21 protein-coding genes are annotated in these 22964 nt (G+C 65.0%); 13 read left to right on the top strand and 8 right to left on the bottom strand.

What is annotated here, in order from left to right:
• Positions 1 to 90: 90 nt before the first annotated feature.
• From AB0366_RS02640 to AB0366_RS02615, 6 genes are all read left to right on the top strand, one after another.
• A complete protein-coding gene (locus tag AB0366_RS02640; RefSeq protein WP_366242587.1) occupies positions 91 to 1389 on the top strand; it encodes a dicarboxylate/amino acid:cation symporter in 1299 nt (432 codons plus the stop codon).
• A gap of 34 nt (positions 1390 to 1423) precedes the next feature.
• Entirely contained in the window at positions 1424 to 2290 is an 867-nt protein-coding gene (locus AB0366_RS02635; RefSeq protein ID WP_366242586.1) for an aminodeoxychorismate lyase, read from the top strand.
• 131 nt (positions 2291 to 2421) lie between these two features.
• A complete protein-coding gene (locus AB0366_RS02630) occupies positions 2422 to 3933 on the top strand; it encodes a cytochrome ubiquinol oxidase subunit I (protein WP_366242585.1) in 1512 nt (503 codons plus the stop codon).
• Between the two features lie 9 nt (positions 3934 to 3942).
• Entirely contained in the window at positions 3943 to 4980 is a 1038-nt protein-coding gene (gene cydB, locus AB0366_RS02625; RefSeq protein WP_366242584.1) for a cytochrome d ubiquinol oxidase subunit II, read from the top strand.
• Positions 4977 to 6665, top strand: a complete 1689-nt coding sequence (gene cydD, locus AB0366_RS02620) for a thiol reductant ABC exporter subunit CydD (protein WP_366242583.1) — start codon at positions 4977 to 4979, stop codon at positions 6663 to 6665. Before cydB ends, cydD begins: the two co-directional genes overlap by 4 nt.
• Positions 6658 to 8244, top strand: a complete 1587-nt coding sequence (locus AB0366_RS02615; RefSeq protein WP_366242582.1) for an ATP-binding cassette domain-containing protein — start codon at positions 6658 to 6660, stop codon at positions 8242 to 8244. Before cydD ends, AB0366_RS02615 begins: the two co-directional genes overlap by 8 nt.
• A 193-nt stretch (positions 8245 to 8437) precedes the next feature.
• Here AB0366_RS02615 and AB0366_RS02610 read toward each other — a convergent pair whose 3' ends face one another.
• Entirely contained in the window at positions 8438 to 9079 is a 642-nt protein-coding gene (locus AB0366_RS02610) for an FABP family protein (protein WP_366242967.1), read from the bottom strand.
• Positions 9080 to 9463: 384 nt separating this feature from the next.
• Here AB0366_RS02610 and AB0366_RS02605 point away from each other — a divergent pair, with 384 nt between their 5' ends.
• Positions 9464 to 10984 (top strand): cutinase family protein, encoded by a 1521-nt coding sequence (locus tag AB0366_RS02605; protein ID WP_366242581.1) that lies wholly within the window; start codon positions 9464 to 9466, stop codon positions 10982 to 10984.
• Positions 10985 to 11062: 78 nt separating this feature from the next.
• Here the strand turns inward: AB0366_RS02605 and AB0366_RS02600 are convergent, their stop codons facing one another.
• The 5 genes from AB0366_RS02600 to AB0366_RS02580 all read right to left on the bottom strand — a co-directional run bounded on the left by AB0366_RS02600 (position 11063) and on the right by AB0366_RS02580 (position 14170).
• Positions 11063 to 11368 carry a DUF1416 domain-containing protein gene (locus AB0366_RS02600; RefSeq protein WP_037194601.1) on the bottom strand — a complete coding sequence of 102 codons (306 nt, stop codon included), beginning with the start codon at positions 11366 to 11368 and terminating at the stop codon, positions 11063 to 11065.
• A gap of 1 nt (position 11369) precedes the next feature.
• The gene (locus AB0366_RS02595) at positions 11370 to 12206 is read right to left on the bottom strand and encodes a sulfurtransferase (protein ID WP_068049880.1); all 837 of its coding nucleotides are present in this window, start codon (positions 12204 to 12206) and stop codon (positions 11370 to 11372) included.
• A 38-nt stretch (positions 12207 to 12244) separates the two neighbouring features.
• A complete protein-coding gene (locus tag AB0366_RS02590) occupies positions 12245 to 12721 on the bottom strand; it encodes a DUF4395 domain-containing protein (RefSeq protein ID WP_121872656.1) in 477 nt (158 codons plus the stop codon).
• Positions 12722 to 12974: 253 nt separating this feature from the next.
• On the bottom strand, positions 12975 to 13394 hold the full coding sequence (locus AB0366_RS02585) for a thioredoxin family protein (RefSeq protein ID WP_366242580.1): 420 nt from the start codon (positions 13392 to 13394) through the stop codon (positions 12975 to 12977).
• Positions 13391 to 14170, bottom strand: a complete 780-nt coding sequence (locus tag AB0366_RS02580) for an LmeA family phospholipid-binding protein (RefSeq protein ID WP_366242579.1) — start codon at positions 14168 to 14170, stop codon at positions 13391 to 13393. The genes AB0366_RS02585 and AB0366_RS02580 overlap by 4 nt, the downstream gene beginning before the upstream one ends.
• 130 nt (positions 14171 to 14300) lie before the next feature.
• Here AB0366_RS02580 and AB0366_RS02575 point away from each other — a divergent pair, with 130 nt between their 5' ends.
• The 6 genes from AB0366_RS02575 (at position 14301) to pstB (ending at position 20119) form a co-directional block, all read left to right on the top strand.
• A complete protein-coding gene (locus AB0366_RS02575; protein ID WP_121870786.1) occupies positions 14301 to 15062 on the top strand; it encodes a response regulator transcription factor in 762 nt (253 codons plus the stop codon).
• Complete coding sequence (gene mshD, locus AB0366_RS02570) at positions 15063 to 15968, top strand: mycothiol synthase (RefSeq protein WP_366242578.1); 906 nt, start codon at positions 15063 to 15065, stop codon at positions 15966 to 15968.
• A 203-nt stretch (positions 15969 to 16171) separates the two neighbouring features.
• The gene (gene pstS, locus AB0366_RS02565; RefSeq protein ID WP_366242577.1) at positions 16172 to 17269 is read left to right on the top strand and encodes a phosphate ABC transporter substrate-binding protein PstS; all 1098 of its coding nucleotides are present in this window, start codon (positions 16172 to 16174) and stop codon (positions 17267 to 17269) included.
• Positions 17270 to 17356: 87 nt separating this feature from the next.
• Entirely contained in the window at positions 17357 to 18394 is a 1038-nt protein-coding gene (gene pstC / locus AB0366_RS02560) for a phosphate ABC transporter permease subunit PstC (RefSeq protein ID WP_314145715.1), read from the top strand.
• A 3-nt stretch (positions 18395 to 18397) separates the two neighbouring features.
• Positions 18398 to 19306 carry a phosphate ABC transporter permease PstA gene (gene pstA / locus AB0366_RS02555; RefSeq protein WP_128645801.1) on the top strand — a complete coding sequence of 303 codons (909 nt, stop codon included), beginning with the start codon at positions 18398 to 18400 and terminating at the stop codon, positions 19304 to 19306.
• A 36-nt stretch (positions 19307 to 19342) separates the two neighbouring features.
• Complete coding sequence (gene pstB, locus AB0366_RS02550; RefSeq protein ID WP_121870781.1) at positions 19343 to 20119, top strand: phosphate ABC transporter ATP-binding protein PstB; 777 nt, start codon at positions 19343 to 19345, stop codon at positions 20117 to 20119.
• Between the two features lie 154 nt (positions 20120 to 20273).
• Here the strand turns inward: pstB and phoU are convergent, their stop codons facing one another.
• Positions 20274 to 20948 (bottom strand): phosphate signaling complex protein PhoU, encoded by a 675-nt coding sequence (phoU, locus tag AB0366_RS02545; RefSeq protein ID WP_121870780.1) that lies wholly within the window; start codon positions 20946 to 20948, stop codon positions 20274 to 20276.
• 66 nt (positions 20949 to 21014) lie between these two features.
• On the bottom strand, positions 21015 to 22907 hold the full coding sequence (locus AB0366_RS02540; protein ID WP_366242966.1) for an LCP family protein: 1893 nt from the start codon (positions 22905 to 22907) through the stop codon (positions 21015 to 21017).
• Positions 22908 to 22964: the final 57 nt, after the last annotated feature.

Below are 22964 nucleotides of genomic sequence, written 5' to 3'. Positions count from 1 at the left end.
TCGGCGCAGCAACTCGGTGACCGGTCCCTTTACACCCTCGAAACGGCGACGACACGGCACTGCGACGACGCGGACCTAGCGTTTCGATCCATGAAGAAACTGGCGCATCCGGCCGCGCAGATCGGCCTCGCCGCGATCGGCGGCATCGTGTTCGGGTTGGTGGTCGGCGAGTGGGCCGCGAACCTGAAGTTCATCGGCGATCTGTTCATCCGACTGATCCAGATGTCGATCGTCCCGCTGGTGATGGCCTCGGTCATCGTCGCCACCGGATCGATGGCCGGGGCGGGAACCGGCAAGATCGCCTTCCGCACCTTCAAGTGGATGATCGGGTTCTCGGTCGTCGCTGCCGTGCTGGCCTGGGTGCTGAGCAGCATCATTCGCCCGGGCGCGGGCATGGTGTTCACCCAGCAGCTCGATCCGTCGCTCGAGGAATCGGCGAGCGAGGCGCTCGGCTGGCAGGACACGCTGCTCAACTTCGTCAGCACCAACGTGTTCGACGCCATGTCGACCGCGACGATGGTGCCGATCATCATCTTCTCGCTGCTCTTCGGTATCGCGCTGCGCAGTCACATCACCAAAACCGGGAACACCCAGGTGCTCTCGTTCATGGACCAGATTCAGCAGATCGTCCTGACGATGATCCGGCTGGTCATGGTCATCGCCCCGGTCGGTGTGTTCTGCCTGCTCGCCGCGCTCGCCGGAGACGTCGGCTTCTCCGTGGTGTCCACCGCGCTGAGCTACCTCGGCACGACGCTGCTCGGGGTGTTGATTCTGTTCGCGCTCTTTGTCGTGGTCGTGACGATGCGGACCCGATTGAACCCGTGGAAGCTGCCCAGCAAGCTCACCGAACAGACCGCCGTCGCGGTGACGACCACAAGCTCGGCCGTGACGTTCCCCACGGTGCTGCGCAACACGGTCGAGAAGGTCGGCGTCAGTCAGAAAGTCGCCAACTTCACGCTGTCGATCGGGTTGACGATGGGCTCCTACGGTGCCGTTCTCAACTACATGATCGTGGTGATGTTCCTCGCGCAGGCAGGCAACATCGACCTGAGTCTCGGGCAGATCGTGCTGGGCATGGGCCTGGCGGTTCTGCTCAACATGGGCACCATCACCGTGCCCGGCGGATTCCCCGTCGTCGCGATGTTCCTCGCGACCTCGCTCGACCTCCCCTTCGAGGCCGTCGGCCTGCTGATCGCCGTGGACTGGTTCGCCGGGATCTTCCGTACTTTCCTGAACGTGAACGGAGACACGTTCGTCGCGATGCTCGTCGCCAACGCCGACGACGAGATCGACCGCGAGGTCTACAACGGCACCAAGGTCGTCGTTGCCGAGGATCTCGACCTCGACGAGTACGCCGACGCGATGGCGACGGCCGACCGAGCGGATTGATCGACCGCGTCCGCGCCCCTCTAGGGTGACGGGCATGTCGGAGTCGGTAGTGGTGACGTTGGACGGCCGAGTGCACGACGCGAATCGGCCGTTGCTGTTCGCCGACGATCTGGCCGTGGTGCGCGGCGACGGGGTCTTCGAGACGCTGCTCGTGCGCGGCGGCGCGGCCTGTGCGGTCGAGTTGCATCTGGCCCGGCTGGTGGCGTCGGCGAAGGCACTGGACCTGCCCGCTCCCGATCTCGAACAGTGGCGCACCGTCGTCGAACAGTCCGTCGGTCTGTGGGCGCGAGAGTCCCAGGACGAGGCGGTTCTCCGGCTGGTCCTCAGCCGCGGACGCGAGAGCGGTGGTGACCCCACCGGGTACGTCACGGTCGGGCCGCTGCCCGAGCGAGTGCGAGCAGCGCGCACCGACGGGGTATCGGTGATCACCCTCGATCGCGGCTACTCGGTGGATTTCTCGTCGGGAGCGCCGTGGCAGCTCGCGGGGGCCAAGACGTTGTCGTATGCGACCAACATGGCCGCGCTGCGGCACGCCGCCGCTCAGGGCGTCGACGATGTGATCTATCTCAGCAGTGAGGGTCGGGTGCTCGAAGGTCCGCGCTCGACGGTGGTGCTCGCGCGCGGTAAGACTCTCGTCACACCGTCGGTCGAACAAGGCATCCTGGCCGGAACCACGGTCGCCGGACTGTTCTCCGTGGCCGAGTCTGCCGGTTGGACATGTGAACACGGGCACCTGTATCCGGCGGATCTCATTGCAGCAGATGGCGTTTGGCTGGTATCGAGTGTCACTCTCGCGGCGCGGGTCACGGCGATGAACGGCGTTCCTCTCGGCACGCAGATGCTCGCCGACGATGTCCGATCGATGGTCGATGCCGCCGTGGAGACGGTCGAAACTCGGTAGGAGTCCAACGACCCTGCCGAAAGACTCTTCCCTACTACTACCCGTAGTAGTACTGTCGAATTCGTCGCGGGCCAACGCCCTGACCTGCGGTGTTGCCCGTCACAGCACGGGTGGAAGAGTTCGGAGCTTTGATGGACGCCTTGGATGTCTCACGATGGCAGTTCGGTATCACCACCGTCTACCACTTCATACTCGTTCCCCTCACCATCGGCCTCGCTCCGATGGTGGCTGCCATGCAGACGATGTGGGTGATCACCGGCAAGGACTCCTGGTACCGACTGACCAAGTTCTTCGGCAAGCTGTTCCTCATCAACTTCGCCCTCGGCGTCGCCACCGGAATCGTCCAGGAGTTCCAGTTCGGCATGAACTGGAGCGAATACTCCCGCTTCGTCGGTGACGTGTTCGGCGCTCCTCTCGCACTCGAAGGCCTCGTCGCCTTCTTCCTCGAGTCCACATTCCTCGGGCTGTGGATATTCGGTTGGAGCAGACTCCCCAAACTCGTTCACCTGGCCACGATCTGGCTCGTCGCCATCGGAGTCAACGCCTCGGCGTACTTCATCATCGCGGCCAATTCCTGGATGCAGCATCCCGTCGGCGCGATCTACAACGAAGAGACCGGCCGCGCCGAACTGACCGACATCTGGGCACTGCTCACCAACAACACTGCGCTGGCGGCATTTCCACACGCCGTGGCCGGAGCGTTCCTCACCGCCGCCACCTTCGTCGCAGGCATCTCCGGTTGGTGGATGGTGCGCGAGGCTCGCAAGAACAAGGCTGCGCTCGCTCCGCTGTCCGAAAACGGGGTCGATACGCAGGCTGCGCTCCCGGCCACCGACTCGCGTCCGATGTTCAGGTCGGCAGCACGCATGTCCTTCGTCATCATGATCGTCGCCGGTGGTGCGCTGGCCATCACCGGAGACATCCAGGGCAAGCTCATGTTCGAGCAGCAGCCGATGAAGATGGCATCCGCAGAATCGTTGTGCGACACCGAAACCGGAGCCAGCTTCTCGCTCCTGACCGTGGGTACCCACAACAACTGCGAATCCGTGGTGCACCTCATCTCGATACCCGGCCTCACCTCGTTCCTGGCGGAGAACGATTTCGGTGCCACCGTGCAGGGCGTCAACCAACTGCAGGAGCAGTACGAGCAGCAGTTCGGCCCGGGTAACTACAAGCCGAACCTGTTCGTCACCTACTGGGCATTCCGGATGATGATCGGACTGGCCGCAGGCTCGGCACTGCTCGCGATCGCGGGTCTGTGGGTCACTCGGGGTGGCCGGATTCCCGACCAGAAGTGGTTCTCGTGGTTGTCGCTGTTGGCGATCCCGACGCCGTTCCTGGCCAACAGCGCCGGTTGGATCTTCACCGAAATGGGCCGTCAGCCATGGGTTGTGGCACCGAACCTCTCGGGTGTCGATCAGATCCGGCTCACCGTCGATCAGGGAGTTTCCGACCATCCCGTCGGCCTCGTCGTCGCCTCGCTGGTGACGTTCACACTGCTCTACGCCGCTCTCGGTGGTGTGTGGTTCTACCTGCTTCGGCGCTACGTCGTCGAAGGGCCTCTCGACCACGACGCGCATCCGCACGTCGACCCACCGGAATCGGAAGACGAAGAGCCCAAACAGCTCTCGTTCGCCTACTAGGGGATAGCAATGTCACTGCCCGAATTCTGGTTCTTCATCATCGCCTTCTTCTTCGTCGGCTACTTCGTGCTCGAAGGGTTCGACTTCGGCGTCGGTATGCTCATGCCCATCCTGGGCAGGCACCCCGACGCCGCGACGGGGGAGAAGCGCAGGCGGGCCGTCCTCAATACGATCGGCCCGGTCTGGGACGGCAACGAAGTCTGGCTCATCACCGCAGGCGGTGCCCTGTTCGCAGCGTTCCCCGAGTGGTACGCAACACTTTTCTCGGGCTTCTACCTGCCGCTGCTGCTCATTCTGGTGGCACTGATCCTGCGCATCTGCGCCATCGAATGGCGCGGCAAGATCGACGACCCGGTGTGGCGCAAACGCTGCGACATCGGCATCGGCATCGGCTCGTGGGTTCCGGCGGTGCTGTGGGGCGTCGCCTTCGCCAACATCGTGCGCGGCGTCGCCATCGACGAGAACAAGAAGGTCACAGCCGGCTTCTTCGATCTGCTCAACCCGTATGCATTGCTCGGCGGAGCCACGATGGCGCTGGTGTTCGCGTTGCACGGCGCGGTGTTCATCGCACTCAAGACCTCCGGCGACGTGCACGAGGACTCGGTGAAAATCGCAGCGCGACTCGCGATTCCGGCAGTTCTCGTCGGCGGAGCATTCGCTCTCTGGACCCAACTCGCCTACGGCAAGACGTGGACCTGGGTACTGGTCGGCGTGGCCGCGGTCGCCCTGCTGCTCGTCGTCGCACTGACGGCGAAAGTGCGTGAAGGCTGGGCCTTCGTGTTCACCAGCATCGCCATCGTTGCGGTTGTGGTGCTGCTGTTCGCATCCTTGTTCCCGAACGTCATGCCGTCCAGCACGGATGCCGCGTTCGATCTCACCATCGCGAACGCGTCGTCGAGCCCGTACACGTTGAAGGTGATGACCTGGGCTGCAGCCTTCGCCGCCCCTGTTGTCCTCGGATATCAGGCCTGGACGTACTGGGTGTTCCGCCAGCGTATTTCGAGTGCCCAGATCCCGGACTCGATCGGACTGACGGTGAAATCGTGACCGCGCCCGCTCGCTCGCGGGGACCGGTCGATCCCCGCCTGTGGAAATACTCCAGATCTGCGCGGGGCTACCTGATCGTCACTGTCGCTCTGTCTACCGTGGTCACGCTCTGCATCATCGTGGGCGCGTTGACCATCGGACGTGTGCTGGCAGGTGTCATCACCGACCCGACCGCCAGGTCGTTGTCCGCTTGGACGACCGAACTGGCCGTGCTGGCGGGCGCAGTGGCCGTCCGTGTGCTCGCCACCGGAGCCCAGTCCCGCTACGCGCACCGGTCGGCGTCACGGGTGGTGGCCGAGCTCGAAGTCGAGGTACTTTCGGCAGCAACACGATTCGAGCCTCGGGAGCTCGACCGAGAGCGCGAAGAGTTGGCCGTCGTCGTGACCCGAGCCATCGGGGGTCTGCGGGCGTACCTGACCGGATACCTGCCGGCGCTGGTGTCGGCGGTCATCGTGACTCCGCTGGTTCTGATCGTCATCGTCACCCAGGACGTGACCTCGGCGTTGATCATCGCGGTGACCTTGCCGCTCATCCCGATCTTCATGATTCTGATCGGGTTGCTGACCAAGGGTCGCGCGGCTGCGACGCTCACCACGATGACCCGGTTGTCTGCGCAGTTGCTCGATCTACTGGCCGGTCTACCGACCTTGCGTGCGCTGCGCCGCGAACACGGACCGGCCGCTCGCATCCGTGCACTGGGCGATGCCCATCGACGAACCACCATGCGCGCGTTGAAGGTTGCCTTCCTCTCGTCGATGGTGCTCGAGTTGCTCGCGACCCTGTGCGTCGCGCTGGTGGCCGTCGGCATCGGATTGCGCTTGGTCTTCGGGGAGATGACGCTCGAAGCAGGCATCATCGCGTTGATCCTCGCCCCCGAGGTGTACTTTCCGCTGCGCGCCGTGGGGACCCAGTTCCACGCGGCAGAGGACGGCGTCGAGGCCGCGGACCGGGCATTCCGAGTCCTGGATCGGCGTACGACACAGCCGATCGGCGGCCGGACCGTCGACGCCACTACCGCGGACATCGAACTCGTCGGACTCACCGTCGCGAACCGGGACGGCGACGCTCCGGCAGCACTGAGCGCGCTGTGCCGGAAGGGCACCATCACGGTGCTCACCGGTCCCAACGGATCGGGTAAATCTACTGCGCTGCAAGCGGTTCTGGGACTCACGACGCCGACGAGCGGTGCGGTTCTCGTCGGCGGCGTGCCCGTGGTCGATCTCGATCTCGACCGGTGGTGGGCTCAGGTCGCCTGGCTCCCGCAGCGGCCGGTGCTGCTTCCCGGCACGCTCTACGAGAACGTCACCCTCCACGGCGTGCCCGACGCCGCTGCCCTGGACGCAGCCTGCCGCGCTGCGGGATTCGATGCCGTGCTGCGAGACCATCCGAACGGCTGGAACACCCGTGTCGGGCAGGGTGGAGTGGGTCTGTCCCTCGGCGAACTGCAACGCCTGGCCCTGACCCGAACATTCGTCTCCGACGCTCCGGTGATGGTGCTGGACGAGCCGACGGCACACCTGGATGCGGCGAGCGAAAAGACTGTCCTGCAGGCCATTCGAGATGCGGCCGACCGAGGCGTCACCGTGGTGATGGTCGGCCACCGACGCTCGGTGCTGCACGCCGCAGATCGCGTCGTCGAGGTGCGTAGCAGCTCACCGGTGGCACGGGAGTTCGATCATGTCTGACCTGAAACGCGCATTGGCCCTGTTCGAGCTGTCCCCGCGTCGGGTGGCACTGGCCGTGGCCGCGGGCGTGGCAACCCTCGGCAGCGCACTGGCTCTCGCCGCGCTGTCGGCATGGTTGATCACCCGAGCCTGGCAGATGCCTCCGGTGATGGACCTGACCGTCGCAGTGGTAGCCGTTCGGGCGCTGGGCATTTCCCGCGGCGTGTTTCGCTACCTCGAACGATTGACCACGCACGACGCGGCCCTGCGCGGTACGACGGCAGCGCGCACGAGGATCTACGAGCAACTGGCGAACGGCGACGGCGCGCTCGCTCTGCGGCGCGGTGACGTCCTGGCTCGCACCGGGGCGGACGTCGACGTGCTCGGCGACGTCGTCGTACGCGCGATCGTCCCCATCTGCGTCAGCGTCGTGATGATGCTCGCAGCCGTGGGACTGCTCGCCGGGATCTCGCCTGCTGCCGCGTCGATCCTGGCGGTGACGTTGTTGATCGCCGGGGTGGGCGCACCGATCCTGGCGGCGCGGTCGGCACGGATCGCCGAGGAGGCCGGAGCAGACGCCGACGCACGGTTCGCCGAGACCGCCGTCCGGGCACTCGATCACGCCGCAGAACTGCGGGTCGCCGGACGACTCGACGCGACGCTCACCGAAGCCCGCGGGGCAGCACAGGATTCGGTGGTCGCGCGCGATCGGGCCGCGCGGCCGTCGGCGCTGGCCGATGCCGCCGGTCCGCTGTCGATCGGTGCCTCGGTGATCGGATCCTTGCTCGTCGGCATCGGGCTGTACGGACCGGCCGGAGGCACCGCAGGCGGCATGACACCGATGGCCCTGGCGATCATGGTGCTGGTTCCGCTGGCCGCTTTCGAAGCGACCGCGGCACTCCCCGGAGCGGCAATCGCCCTGATGCGTGGCCGAATCGCGGCAACTCGAATCCTCGCCATGCTCGATGCGGCTCCGCCGCATGTGCACGGAAACTCGACCCCTGCTACGAACTTCCGCGCACATGCGCGCAGCGCTCTCGTCGGACCGAGCGGATCGGGCAAGACCACGATGCTGCGGGAGTTCGCCGAGGAATGCGGTTCGGACGCAGCGCTGTTCGCCGAGGACGCGCATCTGTTCGACACCTCGATTCTGGAGAACCTGCGGGTGGTGCGCGGCGATGTCGACGAAGAACAGGCATCGGAGGCGCTGCGACGCGTGGGCCTGGGTCCATGGCTCGACGCTCTGCCTCTCGGCGTTCACACCACCCTGGTCGGCGGCGCGCAGGCCGTCTCGGGGGGAGAGCGCCGCAGACTGCTGCTGGCGCGCGCCCTGCTCAGTACGGCACCGATCGTGTTGCTCGACGAGCCGACCGAGCATCTGGACCGAATCTCCGGCGAATCGATCCTGCGCCAGCTTCTCACCACCGACGGAGGGCTGTTCGGAGCCGACCGAACTTTGGTGGTCGTCACCCATCAACTGCCCGAGAACACCGACGCCGACCAGGTGATCGACCTCGGCCCGGACCGCGCGAAAAAACACTTTGCCGACTCGGAAACTCGGGCGTACGTTGTGAAGTACACGAGAGAGGAGGTGGTCTGAAGTTGATGAACTCTAGGACGCGTGAGGTGGCTGTCAGCTAGCCGCAATCGCTGACGGATTCACTGTGAAGACCGCGCGAGCGGCAGGCGAATCCCAGGCAGCTACCCGGCCCCCGAGCCCCCGACCTGTCCGGTCGGGACCTGAAAGCAGGTACGGCTCGGGGGCCGTTCGCGTGCAGTGGGTAGTGAGAGAGTCAGCCGATGTAGCGAGTCAGGCGCGCGGACAACCGCGGTGCCAGTGGGCCGTCGGCGACGACGCGCTCCTCGACGTATGCAAGGTCTCCGCCGTCGACGATGCCGTAGAGCCGCCTGGCCCCGCCGACCAACACACCCGAAGTGCTTCGAATGACGACATCGGTGGCCAGTTCCCAGGACGACTGGGTGAGCGCATGGCCGTAATACAGTTCGACGACGCCGGTGCTGTGCGTCAGCAGTAGCTCGACGACCTCTTCGTTGTCGGAACCCTTGACGCCGTCGCCTCCGCTCATGCGCCAGAATCCGGTTTCACGGAGATCGGGGTGTGCGAAGTTGCCGTCGGAATCGAGTCGCCACGAGCGCGATTCCCAGCTGAGGTAGCTGCCGCCGTCGTGGGTGACGACGATCTGCTGACCGAAGGGGTAGTCGGTACCGGACTCGGGGTCGTGGCCCTCGCCCTCGCCACGCCACACGCCGACGAGCGGCAACAGAGCGAGCATCGTCGGGTGCAGATCGGGACCGAGACGAAGATTGGCCGTGTCGTCGGGATGCGGGATGTCCGGCAGGACCGGAACGTTCCGCGTCGACGCGTCGGCGAACTTCTGTTCGGCAGCCGCTATTGCTTCGTCGCCACTGGTGATGGGGGCGTCGAGCCCCTCGTCAGCACTGCCGGGTTGCCCCGCGACCGGTTCCGTCACGACTCGTCGTTGACCAGTCGGTAGACGACGTAGAGCGAGAACGCGATGATGGCTATTGCCGCAAGCACCAGCAACAACTCGAAGAAGATGACCACGTGTGCGAGTTTAACCCGCAGCGATCCTGATCGAGAACAGCGGCCCGAATCTGCACTGTGTCCTTGGTGACATCTAACCGAATTGGGGGTCATCAGTGCGGTGGATCACTCGTAACGGTGGAGAAACGGCGTCGAGCAGGTACCTTCTTCGGGGGGCGTCGGGCGCTCGAGGGTGAATTTCCGACGTTGTTCACTGTGTTCTGTCACGAAGGCTGGGGAGGTCTCCGCAATAATGCTGCGTCGTAAACGGGCTCTGACATCGTCGTTCGGATCCGTGTTGTTCAGGTCCGCGGTGGTGACTCTGGCGTTGGCGCTTGCCGCTCCCGCAGCTGCGCTCGCCGCTCCGGACTCGGGATCGGCAGAGTCGGGATCGTCCGACTCCGGTTCCGCCGACTCCGGATCGTCCGACTTCGGGTCTTCGCAGGGCCCGAACATCGACCCCAACAACTATGCGCAGGACTGCCCGGACGTGTTGATGCTGGCCGTGTCCGGTGCCACCGACTCGGATTCGGGTCGCAATCCTCTCAACGAGGAATCGCAGACCGTCGCATCCAACTGGGTCGGGAACGTCACCGTTCCCACCGGTGAGGTGAACGCAGGCACCCCCGGCACGGTCGGCTGGCTGTACGTCCCCTATACATCGACCTACGGAGTCGGCTTCCTGGACGACGTGGCCACGTATCAGGAGTCGATCAGGGACGGCGTCGCGTCGACCAATCGTCTGCTGGACGAGTACAAGACCAAGTGCGGTGACCGCACGAAGTTCGTTCTCGTCGGCTACAGCGTCGGCGGAGAGATCCTCGACCGGCTGGCCGTCGACATCGGCCGACGCGACCCCGGCGCGCTGGTCAGCGGCGACGACATCGCAGGCGTGATGATGATCGGCTCGCCCTATCGTCCGGCCGGTGTGCCGAACTTCGGGGACGAGCCCGGTGAATCGCTCGGCGGGTTCATGGACCAGTCCCCCCGGGATTACGGCACGCTGACCGACAAGGTCAGCTGGTCGTGCCGGCCCTACGACCTGTCGTGCGACGCTCCGGCCGACATCGAGCTGGCGCAGTTGGCACTCGAGATCATCTCGCAGATGCGGATGACGCTGGTCAACCCGGTGCAGACCGTGGCCGACTTCGCGCGGGCAGTGTCGACCATCGCCACCCGCGCGATCATCGACATCGCAACCAACAAGGCCTGGCTCGAATCCGACGAAACACTGCTGCAGGTTCTGGTGAAGGTCGCGGACGTGGACTACACGGTCGCCGATCAGCAGGCGGTCGACGCTCTCACGCCTGAGCAGCTCCTCGCCGATCTCAACTGGGCGATGGGGCCCGGTGCCGAGACCGTGGAAGCCAAGCTCCGTGCCGAGGCCACAGGGTTCGAGGAGAACAACAAGGGCATCGCCGATGTCGTGCTCGGGCCCTACCTGGCGATCGGATTCCTGCAGCATCTGTCGTACTGGTACAACGATCCCAACGACGGCTACGAGTGGGAAAGTGAGAAGGTGGTGGCCTGGGTCACCGATCTCGCGCGCACCGAACGCGAGAAGAAGAACGCGCCCGAGGCAGTCACACCGGAAGCCCCCGCTCCCGAGGCTGCACCCGAACCCCGACTGCTCCCGGTGCCCGGAACGCAGACGAGGGTCAGCGATCTCGGAGCGTTCCTCGAATCCCAGGGAATTCCGGTACCGGAAGGGATGTTCCCGCCGCAGTACTCGACGGTTCCCGACCCGGCGGCCTCTGCACCCGTTCCCAACTAGAACCTCCGCTGGACCGAAAGAACCCCGCACCTGCTCGCAGGTGCGGGGTTCTTTTCTCGTTCGGTACGAGCGGTGGGATCAGACTCCGACGGTGACGTTCGCCGAGTGCACGCCTGCGCCCTCGGGAGCGATCACGGTGTCGCCGTTGCCCGATGCCGACAGTGCACGCAGCGTCCACTGTCCGGGAGCGGCGAAGAACCGGAAGTCTCCGGTGCCCGACGCGACGACCTCTGCGGTGAATTCGCCGCTGCCGTCGAGCAGCCGGACGAACGCGCCTGCTACGGGCTCACCGTCACCTGCCAGGACGCGGCCGGTGATGACCGTTTCCTTCTCGACGTCGACGCCTGCGGGGATGGTCTGGCCCTGTACGGGTGCTCCACACATATCAGTGAACCTCCAACTCGATGGGTGCTCCGACGAGAGAGCCGTATTCGACCCAGCTGCCGTCGTAGTTCTTGACGTCTTCCTTGCCCAGAAGCTCCTTGAGGACGAACCAGGTGTGGCTCGAACGCTCACCGATGCGGCAGTAGGCGATGGTGGCCTTGCTGTCGTCGTAGCCCTTGGTCTTGTACAGCTCTTCGAGCGCCTCGTCGGACTTGAACGTGCCGTCCTCGTTGGCGGTGGTGCTCCACGGGATGTTGATCGCGGACGGCACGTGGCCACGCTGCTGAGCCTGCTCCTGCGGAAGGTGAGCCGGGGCGAGGATCTTGCCCGAGAACTCGTCGGGCGAACGCACGTCGATCAGGTTCTTGTTGCCGATGGCGTCGATGACCTCGTCGCGGAACGCACGGATCGACAGGTCGGGTGCCTCGGCGCGGTACTGCGTGGTCTCGCGGCTGACGACGTCCTTGGACAGCGCCCGGCCGTCGAGTTCCCACTTCTTGCGTCCACCGTCGATGAGCTTGACGTCCTTGTGGCCGTACAGCTTGAAGTACCAGTAGGCGTAGGCAGCGAACCAGTTGTTGTTTCCGCCGTACAGGACGATGGTGTCGTCGTTGCTGATGCCCTTGGCCGACAGCAGATCCGAGAACTGCTCCTGATTGAGGAAGTCGCGGCGAACCGGGTCCTGCAGGTCCTTGCGCCAGTCGAGCTTGACCGCACCTTCGATGTGTCCGCCGTCGTAGGCGCTTGCGTCTTCGTCGACCTCGACGAAGACGGTCTTCGGTGCGTTCAGGTTCTGCTCGGCCCAGTCGGCAGAGACCAGGACGTCGGAGCGAGCCATGGTGTTCCTTTCGGTCTTTCTTTACGGATCGGTGAGGGTCAAGCAGTGGTGCGCAGTCGCGCGGCGAGGGGGTAGATCATGCAGCCGAGGCACACCGCGAACGCGGCATTGAGGAAGGCCGCGAACAACGCGAAGCCTGCCGCCACGGTGCCGACGACGGGAGCGCCGAGCGCGAAGCCGAGAACTCCCACGGCGGCGAACACGAAGCCCACCAGTTGAGCGAACTTCAACGGTGCCACCGGCTCACGTTCGCTGGTGGGGGAGAGCCGCGGTGCGACGAATGTCGCGAAGATCGTGCCGTACGGACTGCGCTTGGGTCCGCGGACGGCTCCGATTCCGAACACGATCGCCTGTAGCCCGAGCAGGATTGCCGCCGCGGGGACCGAGAACGTGGTCAGGAGGAGAACGACGACCAGAACGGCGGTGGTGATCCACGCTGCGAAGCGCGGACCGCGAACGTCCACCTGGTCGATCGTGGCAGTGGGGATGGTGGTCCGGGTGTCGGGTGTCGACATCGAGAGGTACTCCTGTGCGAGGCCGGGGCACGCCGCATCGGCAGTGCTCGGACGTGGATTTCGATCATCGGGCCGTACATCACGCATGGGCGTGGCGGCAGAAGGAAATCAGCAGCAGCGACAGCAACAACCGCCCAGTCGGCACAGATCAACTGTGCGACGACTGGTGAGCATCAGCTCGCGGCGGGAGAACACGAAGAGCATCGTACCCGCTACCAGCGGCGCGTCCTACCGCCGGCCCGAAGAGGCGAGGTCACAGTGCGTCGAGCGCCGACCGCAGTGCCGCCGCAGACGGCACCCCCGCGATTCTGGAGCGCCGTTGCAACGTGGTGTCGAGGACGAACGTCGTGGGCAGTGACAGCACGCCCAGTTCACGAGCGAGGATCGGATGGGCGTCGATGTCGAGTTCGAGTTCCCGGGCATCGCTTCGGTCGTCCAACACCTGCTGGACGACGCGTCGCACGGCTGCGCACGGTCCGCACCAGTCCGCCGAGAAGTGCAGCACGGTCGCGGAGTCGGTCGTGGCACCCGCGTCGAGCAGGAGTGGGTACAGAGCGTCGGTCTCGGAGTCGGTGTTCCGCACTGCCCGCACCGCACCCGATCGGCTGCGGAGGAACAATCCGGTAGCGACGGCAAGGATCGCCACGACGGCCAGGACTGTGATCCCTGTCACGGCTTTTCGATCTCGTTGAGGTCGATGGTCACGTTCTCGCCCGATCCTTCGACGACTATCTGTGAGCCCTCCGCGTAGACGTCGGTCGGCAGGAGTCCGAAGGGCAGGCTCTGACGCTCGATGGTCTTGGTGAACAGCCCGAGGACCGTGGGCTTGGCGAACTCGGGGATCGAGAAGTCTGCCTGACCCTCCGGGCCGAAGTAGAAGTCCGTCGCGACGATGGCGACGCTGTCACCCTCGAGCAACAGGTCGGCCTGGACGCTCACCGTCGTCTCGAGGGGGCCGACCGGAACCGTTCCGGTCAGCACGACGCCCCCGGTCGTGGTCTTGCCCGACCCACCGGAACCGCCGGTGCCGTCCGACTTGTCGGCCGGCGGTGCGGAAACCTGCAGGTCGACGATGCCGAGGAACCGGCCGAGGTCTGTGGCCTCGATACGGACGCGGCCGTCGAGCTCGTCCACCGGGATCGCCCGCACGTTGTTGTCGATCAGGTCGGACAGTGCGATGTGCACGCCGCGGAGATTGGCCTCGATCGTCGTCGAGCCGACGTACTCGGTCGGAACGTCCTGCGCTCGAATCTCGATGTTCTCGTAGTGGCCGTCCGCCGCCTGGGTGAGGAACGGGAAGCCGTGCACGATCACCTGAGGGTCCGAGGTGAGCTCACCGCCGGCGCGGATTGCGCGAGAGACTCGGTACTCCGAGTAGGCCGCAGCGCCGAAATCCACCACGAGCGCGAGGGCCAGCAGGCTGGCGAGTCCGATGAGAAGTGTGCGCACGGGTCCATTGTGACCGACGAATCGTGCACTGCCCTCTTCGGCCGGTTGTACGGACAAGCTAGTCTGTGTCCTTGACGATCACTCAAGTCCAGCCTGGGCTGGACCGGCCAGCAGTAAGAATGGAGACGCAGTGGAGCTCCTACTACTGACCTCCGATCCCAATCCGGAGGGCGTTCTGCCGTCCCTTGCTCTCCTGGCGCATCACATCCGTCCGGTGCCCACCGAGGTGTCCTCGCTTCTCGAAGCAGGTTCGGCAGACATCGCACTGGTGGACGCTCGCACCGATCTGGCTGCCGCTCGCGGACTGTGTCGCCTGTTGGGAAGTACCGGATCTGCCATCCCCGTCGTCGCTGTCCTCACCGAAGGCGGCCTCGTGGCGGTGAACTCCGATTGGGGCCTCGACGACATCCTGCTCCCCGGTACCGGTCCCGCCGAACTGGACGCTCGACTGCGGTTGCTGGTCGGCCGTAGCGGCGGAGTCGCCAGCCCCGAGACCTCGGGCAAGATCACGCTCGGCGAGCTCGTCATCGACGAGGGCACCTACACGGCGCGACTGCGAGGCCGTCCACTCGATCTGACGTACAAGGAATTCGAGCTGCTGAAGTATCTGGCTCAGCATGCGGGCCGGGTCTTCACCCGCGCCCAGCTCCTGCAGGAAGTGTGGGGCTACGACTTCTTCGGTGGCACGCGCACCGTCGACGTCCATGTTCGACGCCTCCGTGCCAAGCTCGGTACCGAGTACGAGTCGCTCATCGGTACGGTGCGCAACGTCGGATACAAGGCCGTTCGTCCGGCGCGCAACGCCAAGGGCGGACCGGTGGCATCGGACGCTGCCGACGGCGATTCCGACGATGCGAATTTCGAGTTCGAGCAAGAGAGTACTCTCTCGTAGATGAATTCGGATTCTGCCTTCGACGTCCATTCGATCGACGGCGGCGCACCGTCTTCCCGTGTGTCCTACGAGATTCATCGAATCCTTTCCCGCGCAACGGAAGTCGACGGCACCGCACCCTTGTCGGAGCAGGCCGTCAAGGCCGTCGACGACGGTGACGAGGTGGTTCGTTTCGTCGCCACCGAGGGTGATCGTGTCCTCGGCTACGTCGGAATCGCCGACGGGATGGCCGAGGCCGTCGTGGATCCTCCGGCCCGCGGTCGCGGCGTCGGACGCGAATTGATTTCTCGCGCACTCGATATCGGCTCCGACACTCGAATCTGGGCACACGGCAACCTGCCCGCTGCGCAGTCCGTTGCGGCGCGGCTCGAGTTGCAGGTGGTTCGCGAGCTGCTGCAGATGCGTCGCACGTCCGCGCACCCCGAACTTCCGGATGTCGTTGTGCCGGAGGGAATCTCACTTCGAACCTATCGAGGGCATCAGGACGATGCCGAGCTGCTGCGTGTGAACAACGCGGCATTCTCCTGGCATCCCGAACAGGGTGGCTGGACCGATCGCGACATCGACGCACGACGAGAAGAATCGTGGTTCGATCCGGCCGGTCTGTTCCTGGCGTTCGAGGAGGGCAGTGACCGCCTCCTCGGTTTCCACTGGACGAAGGTCCACCGGGCCGAAGGTGTGGAGCCGGCCATCGGCGAGGTGTACGTGGTCGGCATCGACCCGCAGTCGCAGGGGCGTGGTCTGGGTCGAGTGCTCACGCTGGCCGGCCTGCACTACCTACGCAGCAGAGAGCTGGGACAGATCATGCTCTACGTCGAGGCCGACAACACCGCTGCCGTGCACACGTACACCAAGCTGGGTTTCGAGAACTACCACGTGGACGCCGCATACGCGCGCAGCGTCTGAAACGGACATATCAACTGCGGTGTTCATCTTCCGTTCACCCACGCGGGGGTAAACGTCTACCACCTGCCCCTACCTTTCTCCATGGGCGGCAACCTACGCCGCCTGGTGCGAGGTTCTCTTCTCGAGCCGGCACCCACACAGTCACAGCGCGGCCGATCAGGTCCGAGCCGTGGACACGGCCCAAGATTCCTCGGAGGAAACAGGTGAACCTCAAGCGCAACGGTGCTCTCATGAGTGCAGTGGCCATCAGCGCCATGTTGCTGACCGCATGCGGTAGCGACGCGAACGTCGAAACCGTCGGCGCGGATGATTCTTCCGCCTCGTGCGAGGGCAAGTCTCCGCTCACGGGCGAAGGATCGTCTGCACAGCAGAACGCGATGTCCAACTTCACCTCGGTCTACTCGAGCGTCTGCTCCGGCAAGTCCGTCGAGTACACCACCAGCGGCTCGGGCAACGGTCGTACGCAGTTCGTCGCCGGTCTGGTCGACTTCGCCGGATCCGACTCCGCGATCAAGGACGAGCAGGCAGCCGAAGCGGCCACTCGCTGCGACAGCAACCCGGCATGGAACCTGCCGCTGGTCTTCGGGCCGGTCGCAGTGGCCTACAACCTCGACGGCGTCGACAGCCTGGTGCTCACGCCCGATGTCACGGCACGGATGTTCACCGGCCAGATCACCACCTGGAACGATCCCGCGATCGCCGCCCTCAACGAAGGCGTCGACCTGCCCGCCACCCCGGTCACCCCGGTCTACCGCTCCGATTCCTCGGGCACCAGCGACAACTTCCAGCGCTTCCTGAGCGATGCTGCTCCCGAGGCGTGGACCCTGGACCACAGCTCCGACTGGGCCGGCGGCGTCGGCGAAGGTGCCAACGGCTCCTCGGGCGTCGCCCAGGCCGTTTCCGGGACTCCCGGCTCGGTCACGTACGTCGAGTTCGGCTTCGTGGAGCAGGAAGGCCTCAGCGCCGCGAACATCGACTTCGGCAACGGCCCGGTCGAGCTGAGCAACGACACTGCGGCCGCAGCCATCGACGCCGTGACCTTCTCCGGTGAGGGCAACGACCTGGTGCTCGACCTCGACACGCTGTACGCCAGCAACGAGGCCGACACCTACCCGTTGGTGCTCGCCACCTACGAGATCGTCTGCTCGGCGGGCTACGACGCCGACACCTCGGCAGCAGTCAAGTCGTTCCTGCTCAGCGCCGCGAACGAGGGCCAGCAGGGCCTCGAAGAAGCCGGCTACGTGCCGCTGCCGGACCGCTTCAAGGAGCGCCTGATCTCCGCTATCGAAGCAATCGCCTGATTCAATGAGACGTAATCCTGCTTCGGCTCGCGAAAACGCGAGCCGAAGCAGGACCGTCCTCGACCTCCACACGAGACAGTGAGCGGTATGAGCGACACCCACTCGATGACCGGCGTTCCCTCCGCGGCCACCACTCCCTCCGCGGGTGCCGCGCACAAACCGGAAGAACCACAATTGTCAACGAAGAAAAAATCGGGGACCGTCACCCGCCCCGGTGACAGGATCTTCTCCGGCCTCGCCACGGGCTCGGGTATCTTCATCATCGCCCTGATCGCTGCCGTCGGCATCTTCCTGATCTGGCGCGCGATCCCCTCACTGTCGAACAACACGGTCAACTTCCTGACCTACAACGGTGCCTGGGACACGACCAACACCTCGGCCATGGTGTTCGGTGTTCTCGATCTGTTCCTCGTCACCGTCACGGTGTCGCTGTTCGCACTGATCCTCGCGATGCCTGTCGCACTCGGCATCGCCATCTACCTGACGAACTACGCACCCAAGCGAGTCGCGGGACCGCTCGGCTACGTCATCGACCTGCTGGCCGCAGTCCCGTCGATCGTCTTCGGTCTCTGGGGCCTGTACGTCCTCGCGCCGGTTATCAGCCCGTTCGCCGAGTGGCTGAACACCAACCTGGGTTGGTTCCCGCTCTTCGGTACCGGGTCGGTCTCCATCGCCGGCGGTGGCACCATCTTCACCGGTGGCATCGTGCTCGCCGTCATGATCCTGCCGATCATCGCCGCCGTCACTCGCGAGGTGTTCATGCAGACGCCGAAGGGGCAGATCGAAGCCGCTCTCGCACTCGGGGCTACCCGCTGGGAGGTCGTGCGCACCACGGTCATTCCGTTCGGAAAGTCCGGTTACGTCAGTGGCTCCATGCTCGGTCTCGGTCGTGCACTCGGTGAGACCATCGCGCTCTACATCATCATTCGCAGCACCCAGTCGACCTTCGGCGGAACGTTGTTCGACGGCGGTTCCACCTTCGCCACGAAGATCGCGCTGGCCGCAGGCGAGTTCAACAACCCGCTCCAAGCCGGTGCCTACATCGCCGCGGGTCTGGTGCTCTTCGTCCTGACCTTCGTCGTCAACGCCGGTGCTCGCGCCGCCATCGCCGGAAAGAAGGACTGACCCATGACCGCAACCATGGACAAGCCCGTCAAGGAACCCACCTTCCAGGGCGTCAGCGCTCGGCGTAAGGCGTCCAACCTGTCGGCGACGATCCTCGTCAGCCTCTCGGTGCTGGTGGCTCTCGTCCCGTTGATCTGGGTGCTCTACACGGTGATCTCCCGCGGACTGTCCGCGGTCGTGTCGCCCACCTGGTGGCAGAACTCGCAGGCCGGCGTCACCCAGTTCATCGCAGGTGGCGGTGCCTATCACGCCATCGTCGGCACACTCCTGCAAGGACTGTTCTGCGCCATCATCTCCATCCCGATCGGCATCTTCGTCGCCATCTACCTCGTCGAATACGGCGTGGGCACGCGGCTGGCCCGAGTCACCACCTTCATGGTCGACATTCTCACCGGAGTGCCGTCCATCGTCGCGGCCCTGTTCATCTACGCGCTGTGGATCGCCACCTTCGGATTCCAGCGATCCGGTGTGGCCGTCGCATTCGCCCTCGTTCTGCTGATGATCCCCGTGATCGTGCGGTCGGCCGAGGAAATGCTGCGCATCGTTCCTCAGGATCTGCGCGAGGCGTCCTACGCGCTCGGCGTGCCGAAGTGGAAGACCATCGCCAAGATCGTCATCCCCACGGCCCTGTCCGGCATCGTCACCGGAATCATGCTGGCTCTGGCCCGCGTGATGGGTGAGACGGCACCGGTGCTGATCCTGGTGGGATCGGCCACCGCCATCAACTTCAACATCTTCGAGGGGCCGCAGACGTCTCTGCCGCTCATGATGGTCGACCTGCAGAAAGCAGGAACCGGCGTGCTCACCGCTGAGCGCATGTGGGGAGCAGCCCTGACGCTGATCCTGATCGTGGCAATACTCAACATCGGCGCGAAGTTGGTCTCGAAGTTCTTCTCGCCCAAGAACTTCTGACCCACCCGACTCCAGCGAATTCTAAGGACGAAGAACATGGCAAAGCGTCTCGATCTCAAAGACGTCAACATCTACTACGGCAAGTTCCACGCCGTCTCCGACGTCACTCTGGCCGTACCGCCGCGCAGCGTCACCGCGTTCATCGGACCGTCCGGCTGCGGTAAGTCGACCGTCCTGCGATCGCTCAACCGCATGCACGAGGTCACCCCCGGTGCCCGCGTCGAAGGTTCGGTGCTGCTCGACGGCGAGGACATCTACGGCGGCGGCGTCGACCCCGTGGGTGTGCGTCGCACCATCGGCATGGTCTTCCAGCGCCCCAACCCGTTCCCGACGATGTCGATCCGGGACAACGTCGTCGCCGGCCTGAAGTTGCAGGGCGGCCGCGGCAAGAAGGAACTCGACGAGATCGCCGAGCGCTCGCTCAAGGGTGCCAACCTCTGGACCGAGGTCAAGGATCGCCTCGACAAGCCAGGCGGCGGCCTCTCCGGCGGTCAGCAGCAGCGTCTGTGCATCGCTCGCGCGATCGCGGTCTCGCCCGACGTTCTGCTGATGGACGAGCCGTGCTCGGCTCTCGACCCCATCTCCACCCTTGCCATCGAGGACCTTATCCAGGAACTCAAGCAGGACTTCACGATCGTGATCGTCACGCACAACATGCAGCAGGCTGCACGCGTGAGCGATCAGACCGGCTTCTTCAACCTCGAGGCGACCGGCAAGCCCGGCAAGCTCATCGAGATCGACGACACCGAGAAGATCTTCTCCAACCCGACGCAGAAGGCCACCGAGGACTACATCTCCGGCCGCTTCGGATAACCACACACGAACGCCAGAACCCCCGTCGAGCGAAAGCGCGGCGGGGGTTCTTCGTGCGTGTCTGCGATCGTTGGTCCGATGCGGCTGGCTACTCCGCTACGAAAGCCGAGTAGCGCTGCAGCGCAGCGCCACTCGGTCTCGACGAGGGTGGGTACTACGAGGTGGGAATGTTGTTGTGGCTCAGGTCGAGGGGCAGTTCGCCCGTCACCAGGAAGATCACCCGACGGCCGACCTCGACGGCGTGATCGGCGAATCGCTCGTAGAAGCGACCGAGCAGTGTCACGTCGACTGCAGCAGCGACGCCATGGCTCCACTCGCGGTCCATCAGCACCGTGAAGAGGTGACGGTGCAGGTCGTCCATTGCCTCGTCCTCCTCCTGCAGCTTCGCAGCGCGCTCGGGATCGCGGGTCTCGAGGACCTCGCGGGCCGAAGCGCCGATCTGAACGGCGAGGCGACCCATCTCGGCGAAGTACCCGTTGACGACCTCGGGGAGGGCGTGGTTCGGGTGCCTGCGACGGGTGATCTTGGCGACATGGAGTGCGAGTGCGCCCATACGGTCGATGTCGGCGACGATCTGAATGCCGGCCACCACCGAACGGAGATCGCCTGCGACCGGAGCCTGCAGGGCGAGAAGCGTGAAGGCCTTCTCCTCGCACACCGCGCTGAGCTCGGTGATCCTGTCGTGTTCGGAAATGACCTGCTCGGCGAGCACCAGGTCTGCTTGAAGGAGGGACTGAGTGGCCTTTTCCATGGCCGTACCAGCCAGGCTCGCCATCTCTCCGAGGAGATCGGCAAGCTCGTTCATCTGTTCGTTGTAGGCGACGCGCATGAGCGAAGTTTAGTAGGTCACTCCGACCAGTTCTCTGTCCCGAGGGTTAACGGAGCATGAATGAAGTCAGGCGCACGTGTCGTCGGCGGCATTGGTGTACGAGAGATCCTCCGGAAGGGGCGCACTCTGGGTGGTCCCTTCCACCTGAGTGGGATCGATTTCGGTGCCGAATGCCGTCGGGTACTGGGTGTATCCGGGATAGTTCGAGCCGAGCACGACATCGACGACATTGTTCAGGCTCGGTGCCAGCTCGATGGCAGCGCCGGGGATCGCCGATGCGACCGTCGCCGCAGCCGCCTCCTGATCCTGCGAGTAGCGCACCACGGTCTGCGCTGCGGTGCCCGAGAAGTTGCCGACCGTCAGGATCTGGAATCCGTAGACCGCGAGTTCGTCCGACGCCGTCTGAGCCATCCCGGCGATGTCGGATGCGTTGGACACCTGCAGAGAGACGGTTCCCGGATCGACGGCCAACAGCGGCGCGTCGGGTGCGGCGGCAGGTGCGGGCGCTTCGGGTGTGACCGGCTCCGCGCGTTCCTCACCGGGCAGGGGAGCGTCGTCGATGATGGCCTGGAAGATCGCACCGATCGCGTCGTCGTTGGGGATCTCGTTGCCGTAGTCGTTGGTGCCGGTGGTGGGGATGGTCAGGAAGGTGACCGCACCGGCGTCCACGTTCTGCAGCGAGCGTCCCAGTGTCACCAGGTCCTGAGTCCTGACGTTCTCGACGAAGGTGTCCGAGGTGAACGCGTTGACGAACCCGTTGAGCTTGCCTGGATCGAGCAGCACGTTGTTCGAGAGAGCAGACCTGAGCAGTGACGACAGGAAACGCTGCTGTCGCTTGATGCGGCCGTAATCGCCGTTGCCCTCGGACTCGACGTTGCGCGCCCGAACGTAGTTCAGTGCGGTTCGGCCGTCGATGCGCTGTGTTCCGACGTCGGGAAGAACATTTCCGAGTTCGTAGTCGAACAGGGGTTGCGCCGTGCAGACCTCGACACCGCCGACCTCGTCGACCATGGACTCGAACCCGGCGAAGTCCATCCCTACGAAGTGTCCGATGCGCAGGCCCGAGATCTTCTGGATGGTCTTGACCAGACACTTCGGGCCGCCGAGGGCATAGGTGGCGTTGAGCTTGTCGCCGTAGGCCTCGGGGAACATCTCCCCGGTGTAGGTATTGGTGACGTTGTCGAACTGCTCGCACTCCGGCCGCGTCACGTCGAGGTCGCGGGGGAAGGACACCGCGACGACGCGACTGCGGTCGGCGGGGATGTTGACCAACATGACGGTGTCCGAGCGCGATCCTTCGGCGTCGGCGACGGTACCGGCTCCCACCTCACCGCTGGCTCCGGCGCGGGTGTCGGTGCCCACGATCAGATATGTCTCGTCGCCGTATTGGCCTGCGGCGTCGACGACGTCGGTCGAATCGGGGTCGAGCGCGGCGACCTGGAGAAATCCTTGATCGGTATTGCGTAGGTATCCCCACACCACTCCGGTCAGGGCCACCGCCAGGATCGCGACGAGGGAGACCAGGCTTCGGCCGATCATCCGCACCCGGCGGCGTCGACGCACTCGGCTCATCGCCAATCGGGTCAGAGCCGGGCGATCCGCTGCGGGCGATCCCACCGGTTCCGGTGCCGCATGCGGGGGCGGAGTCGGCGGCACTGCTCGGGCGGGCGGGGGAGTGGAATCGGTGATGGGGGCGATGACCTCGGTCGGCTCTTCGACTTCGGGACGTTCGGCCGGCACCCGCCGCATCGATCCCGAGCGCGACATCTTGTCCACCAACTCGGCCACCGAGACGGTGTCGGCGTTACGCGGTGATCGTTTGCCGAGCCTGCCGCTGTCTCCGGGCTGCGGCGGTTGCTCCGCGTCCGGTGTTGCAGGGCTGTCGGAGCGAGGTGGGCGCTGCCCGGAACGTCCGATCGATGACAGCGGGCGCTCCCATGGGGCGCGACCCTCGGGCATGGACGGGCCCGACTCTCGATCGTCTCCCACGAATTCGAACCTGGCCTTCCATCACAC

Source organism: Rhodococcus sp. NPDC076796 (assembly GCF_040702765.1).
GTDB lineage: Bacteria > Actinomycetota > Actinomycetes > Mycobacteriales > Mycobacteriaceae > Rhodococcoides.
Note: the sequence above shows the minus strand (reverse complement) of the source record. Positions and strands in the feature narration are given on the sequence as shown.

Excerpts from the sequence above, each read along its gene's own strand:
- AB0366_RS02595 (WP_068049880.1), bottom strand. The coding sequence starts at position 12,206 with ATGGCTCGCTCCGACGTCCTGGTCTCTGCCGACTGGGCCGAGCAGAAC.
- AB0366_RS02630 (WP_366242585.1), top strand. The coding sequence starts at position 2,422 with ATGGACGCCTTGGATGTCTCACGATGGCAGTTCGGTATCACCACCGTC.
- AB0366_RS02615 (WP_366242582.1), top strand. The coding sequence starts at position 6,658 with ATGTCTGACCTGAAACGCGCATTGGCCCTGTTCGAGCTGTCCCCGCGT.
- phoU (WP_121870780.1), bottom strand. The coding sequence starts at position 20,948 with ATGCGCGTCGCCTACAACGAACAGATGAACGAGCTTGCCGATCTCCTC.
- AB0366_RS02590 (WP_121872656.1), bottom strand. The coding sequence starts at position 12,721 with ATGTCGACACCCGACACCCGGACCACCATCCCCACTGCCACGATCGAC.
- AB0366_RS02640 (WP_366242587.1), top strand. The coding sequence starts at position 91 with ATGAAGAAACTGGCGCATCCGGCCGCGCAGATCGGCCTCGCCGCGATC.
- cydB (WP_366242584.1), top strand. The coding sequence starts at position 3,943 with ATGTCACTGCCCGAATTCTGGTTCTTCATCATCGCCTTCTTCTTCGTC.
- AB0366_RS02635 (WP_366242586.1), top strand. The coding sequence starts at position 1,424 with ATGTCGGAGTCGGTAGTGGTGACGTTGGACGGCCGAGTGCACGACGCG.
- pstC (WP_314145715.1), top strand. The coding sequence starts at position 17,357 with ATGAGCGACACCCACTCGATGACCGGCGTTCCCTCCGCGGCCACCACT.
- AB0366_RS02540 (WP_366242966.1), bottom strand. The coding sequence starts at position 22,907 with ATGCCCGAGGGTCGCGCCCCATGGGAGCGCCCGCTGTCATCGATCGGA.
- pstB (WP_121870781.1), top strand. The coding sequence starts at position 19,343 with ATGGCAAAGCGTCTCGATCTCAAAGACGTCAACATCTACTACGGCAAG.
- pstA (WP_128645801.1), top strand. The coding sequence starts at position 18,398 with ATGACCGCAACCATGGACAAGCCCGTCAAGGAACCCACCTTCCAGGGC.
- mshD (WP_366242578.1), top strand. The coding sequence starts at position 15,063 with ATGAATTCGGATTCTGCCTTCGACGTCCATTCGATCGACGGCGGCGCA.
- AB0366_RS02605 (WP_366242581.1), top strand. The coding sequence starts at position 9,464 with ATGCTGCGTCGTAAACGGGCTCTGACATCGTCGTTCGGATCCGTGTTG.
- AB0366_RS02600 (WP_037194601.1), bottom strand. The coding sequence starts at position 11,368 with ATGTGTGGAGCACCCGTACAGGGCCAGACCATCCCCGCAGGCGTCGAC.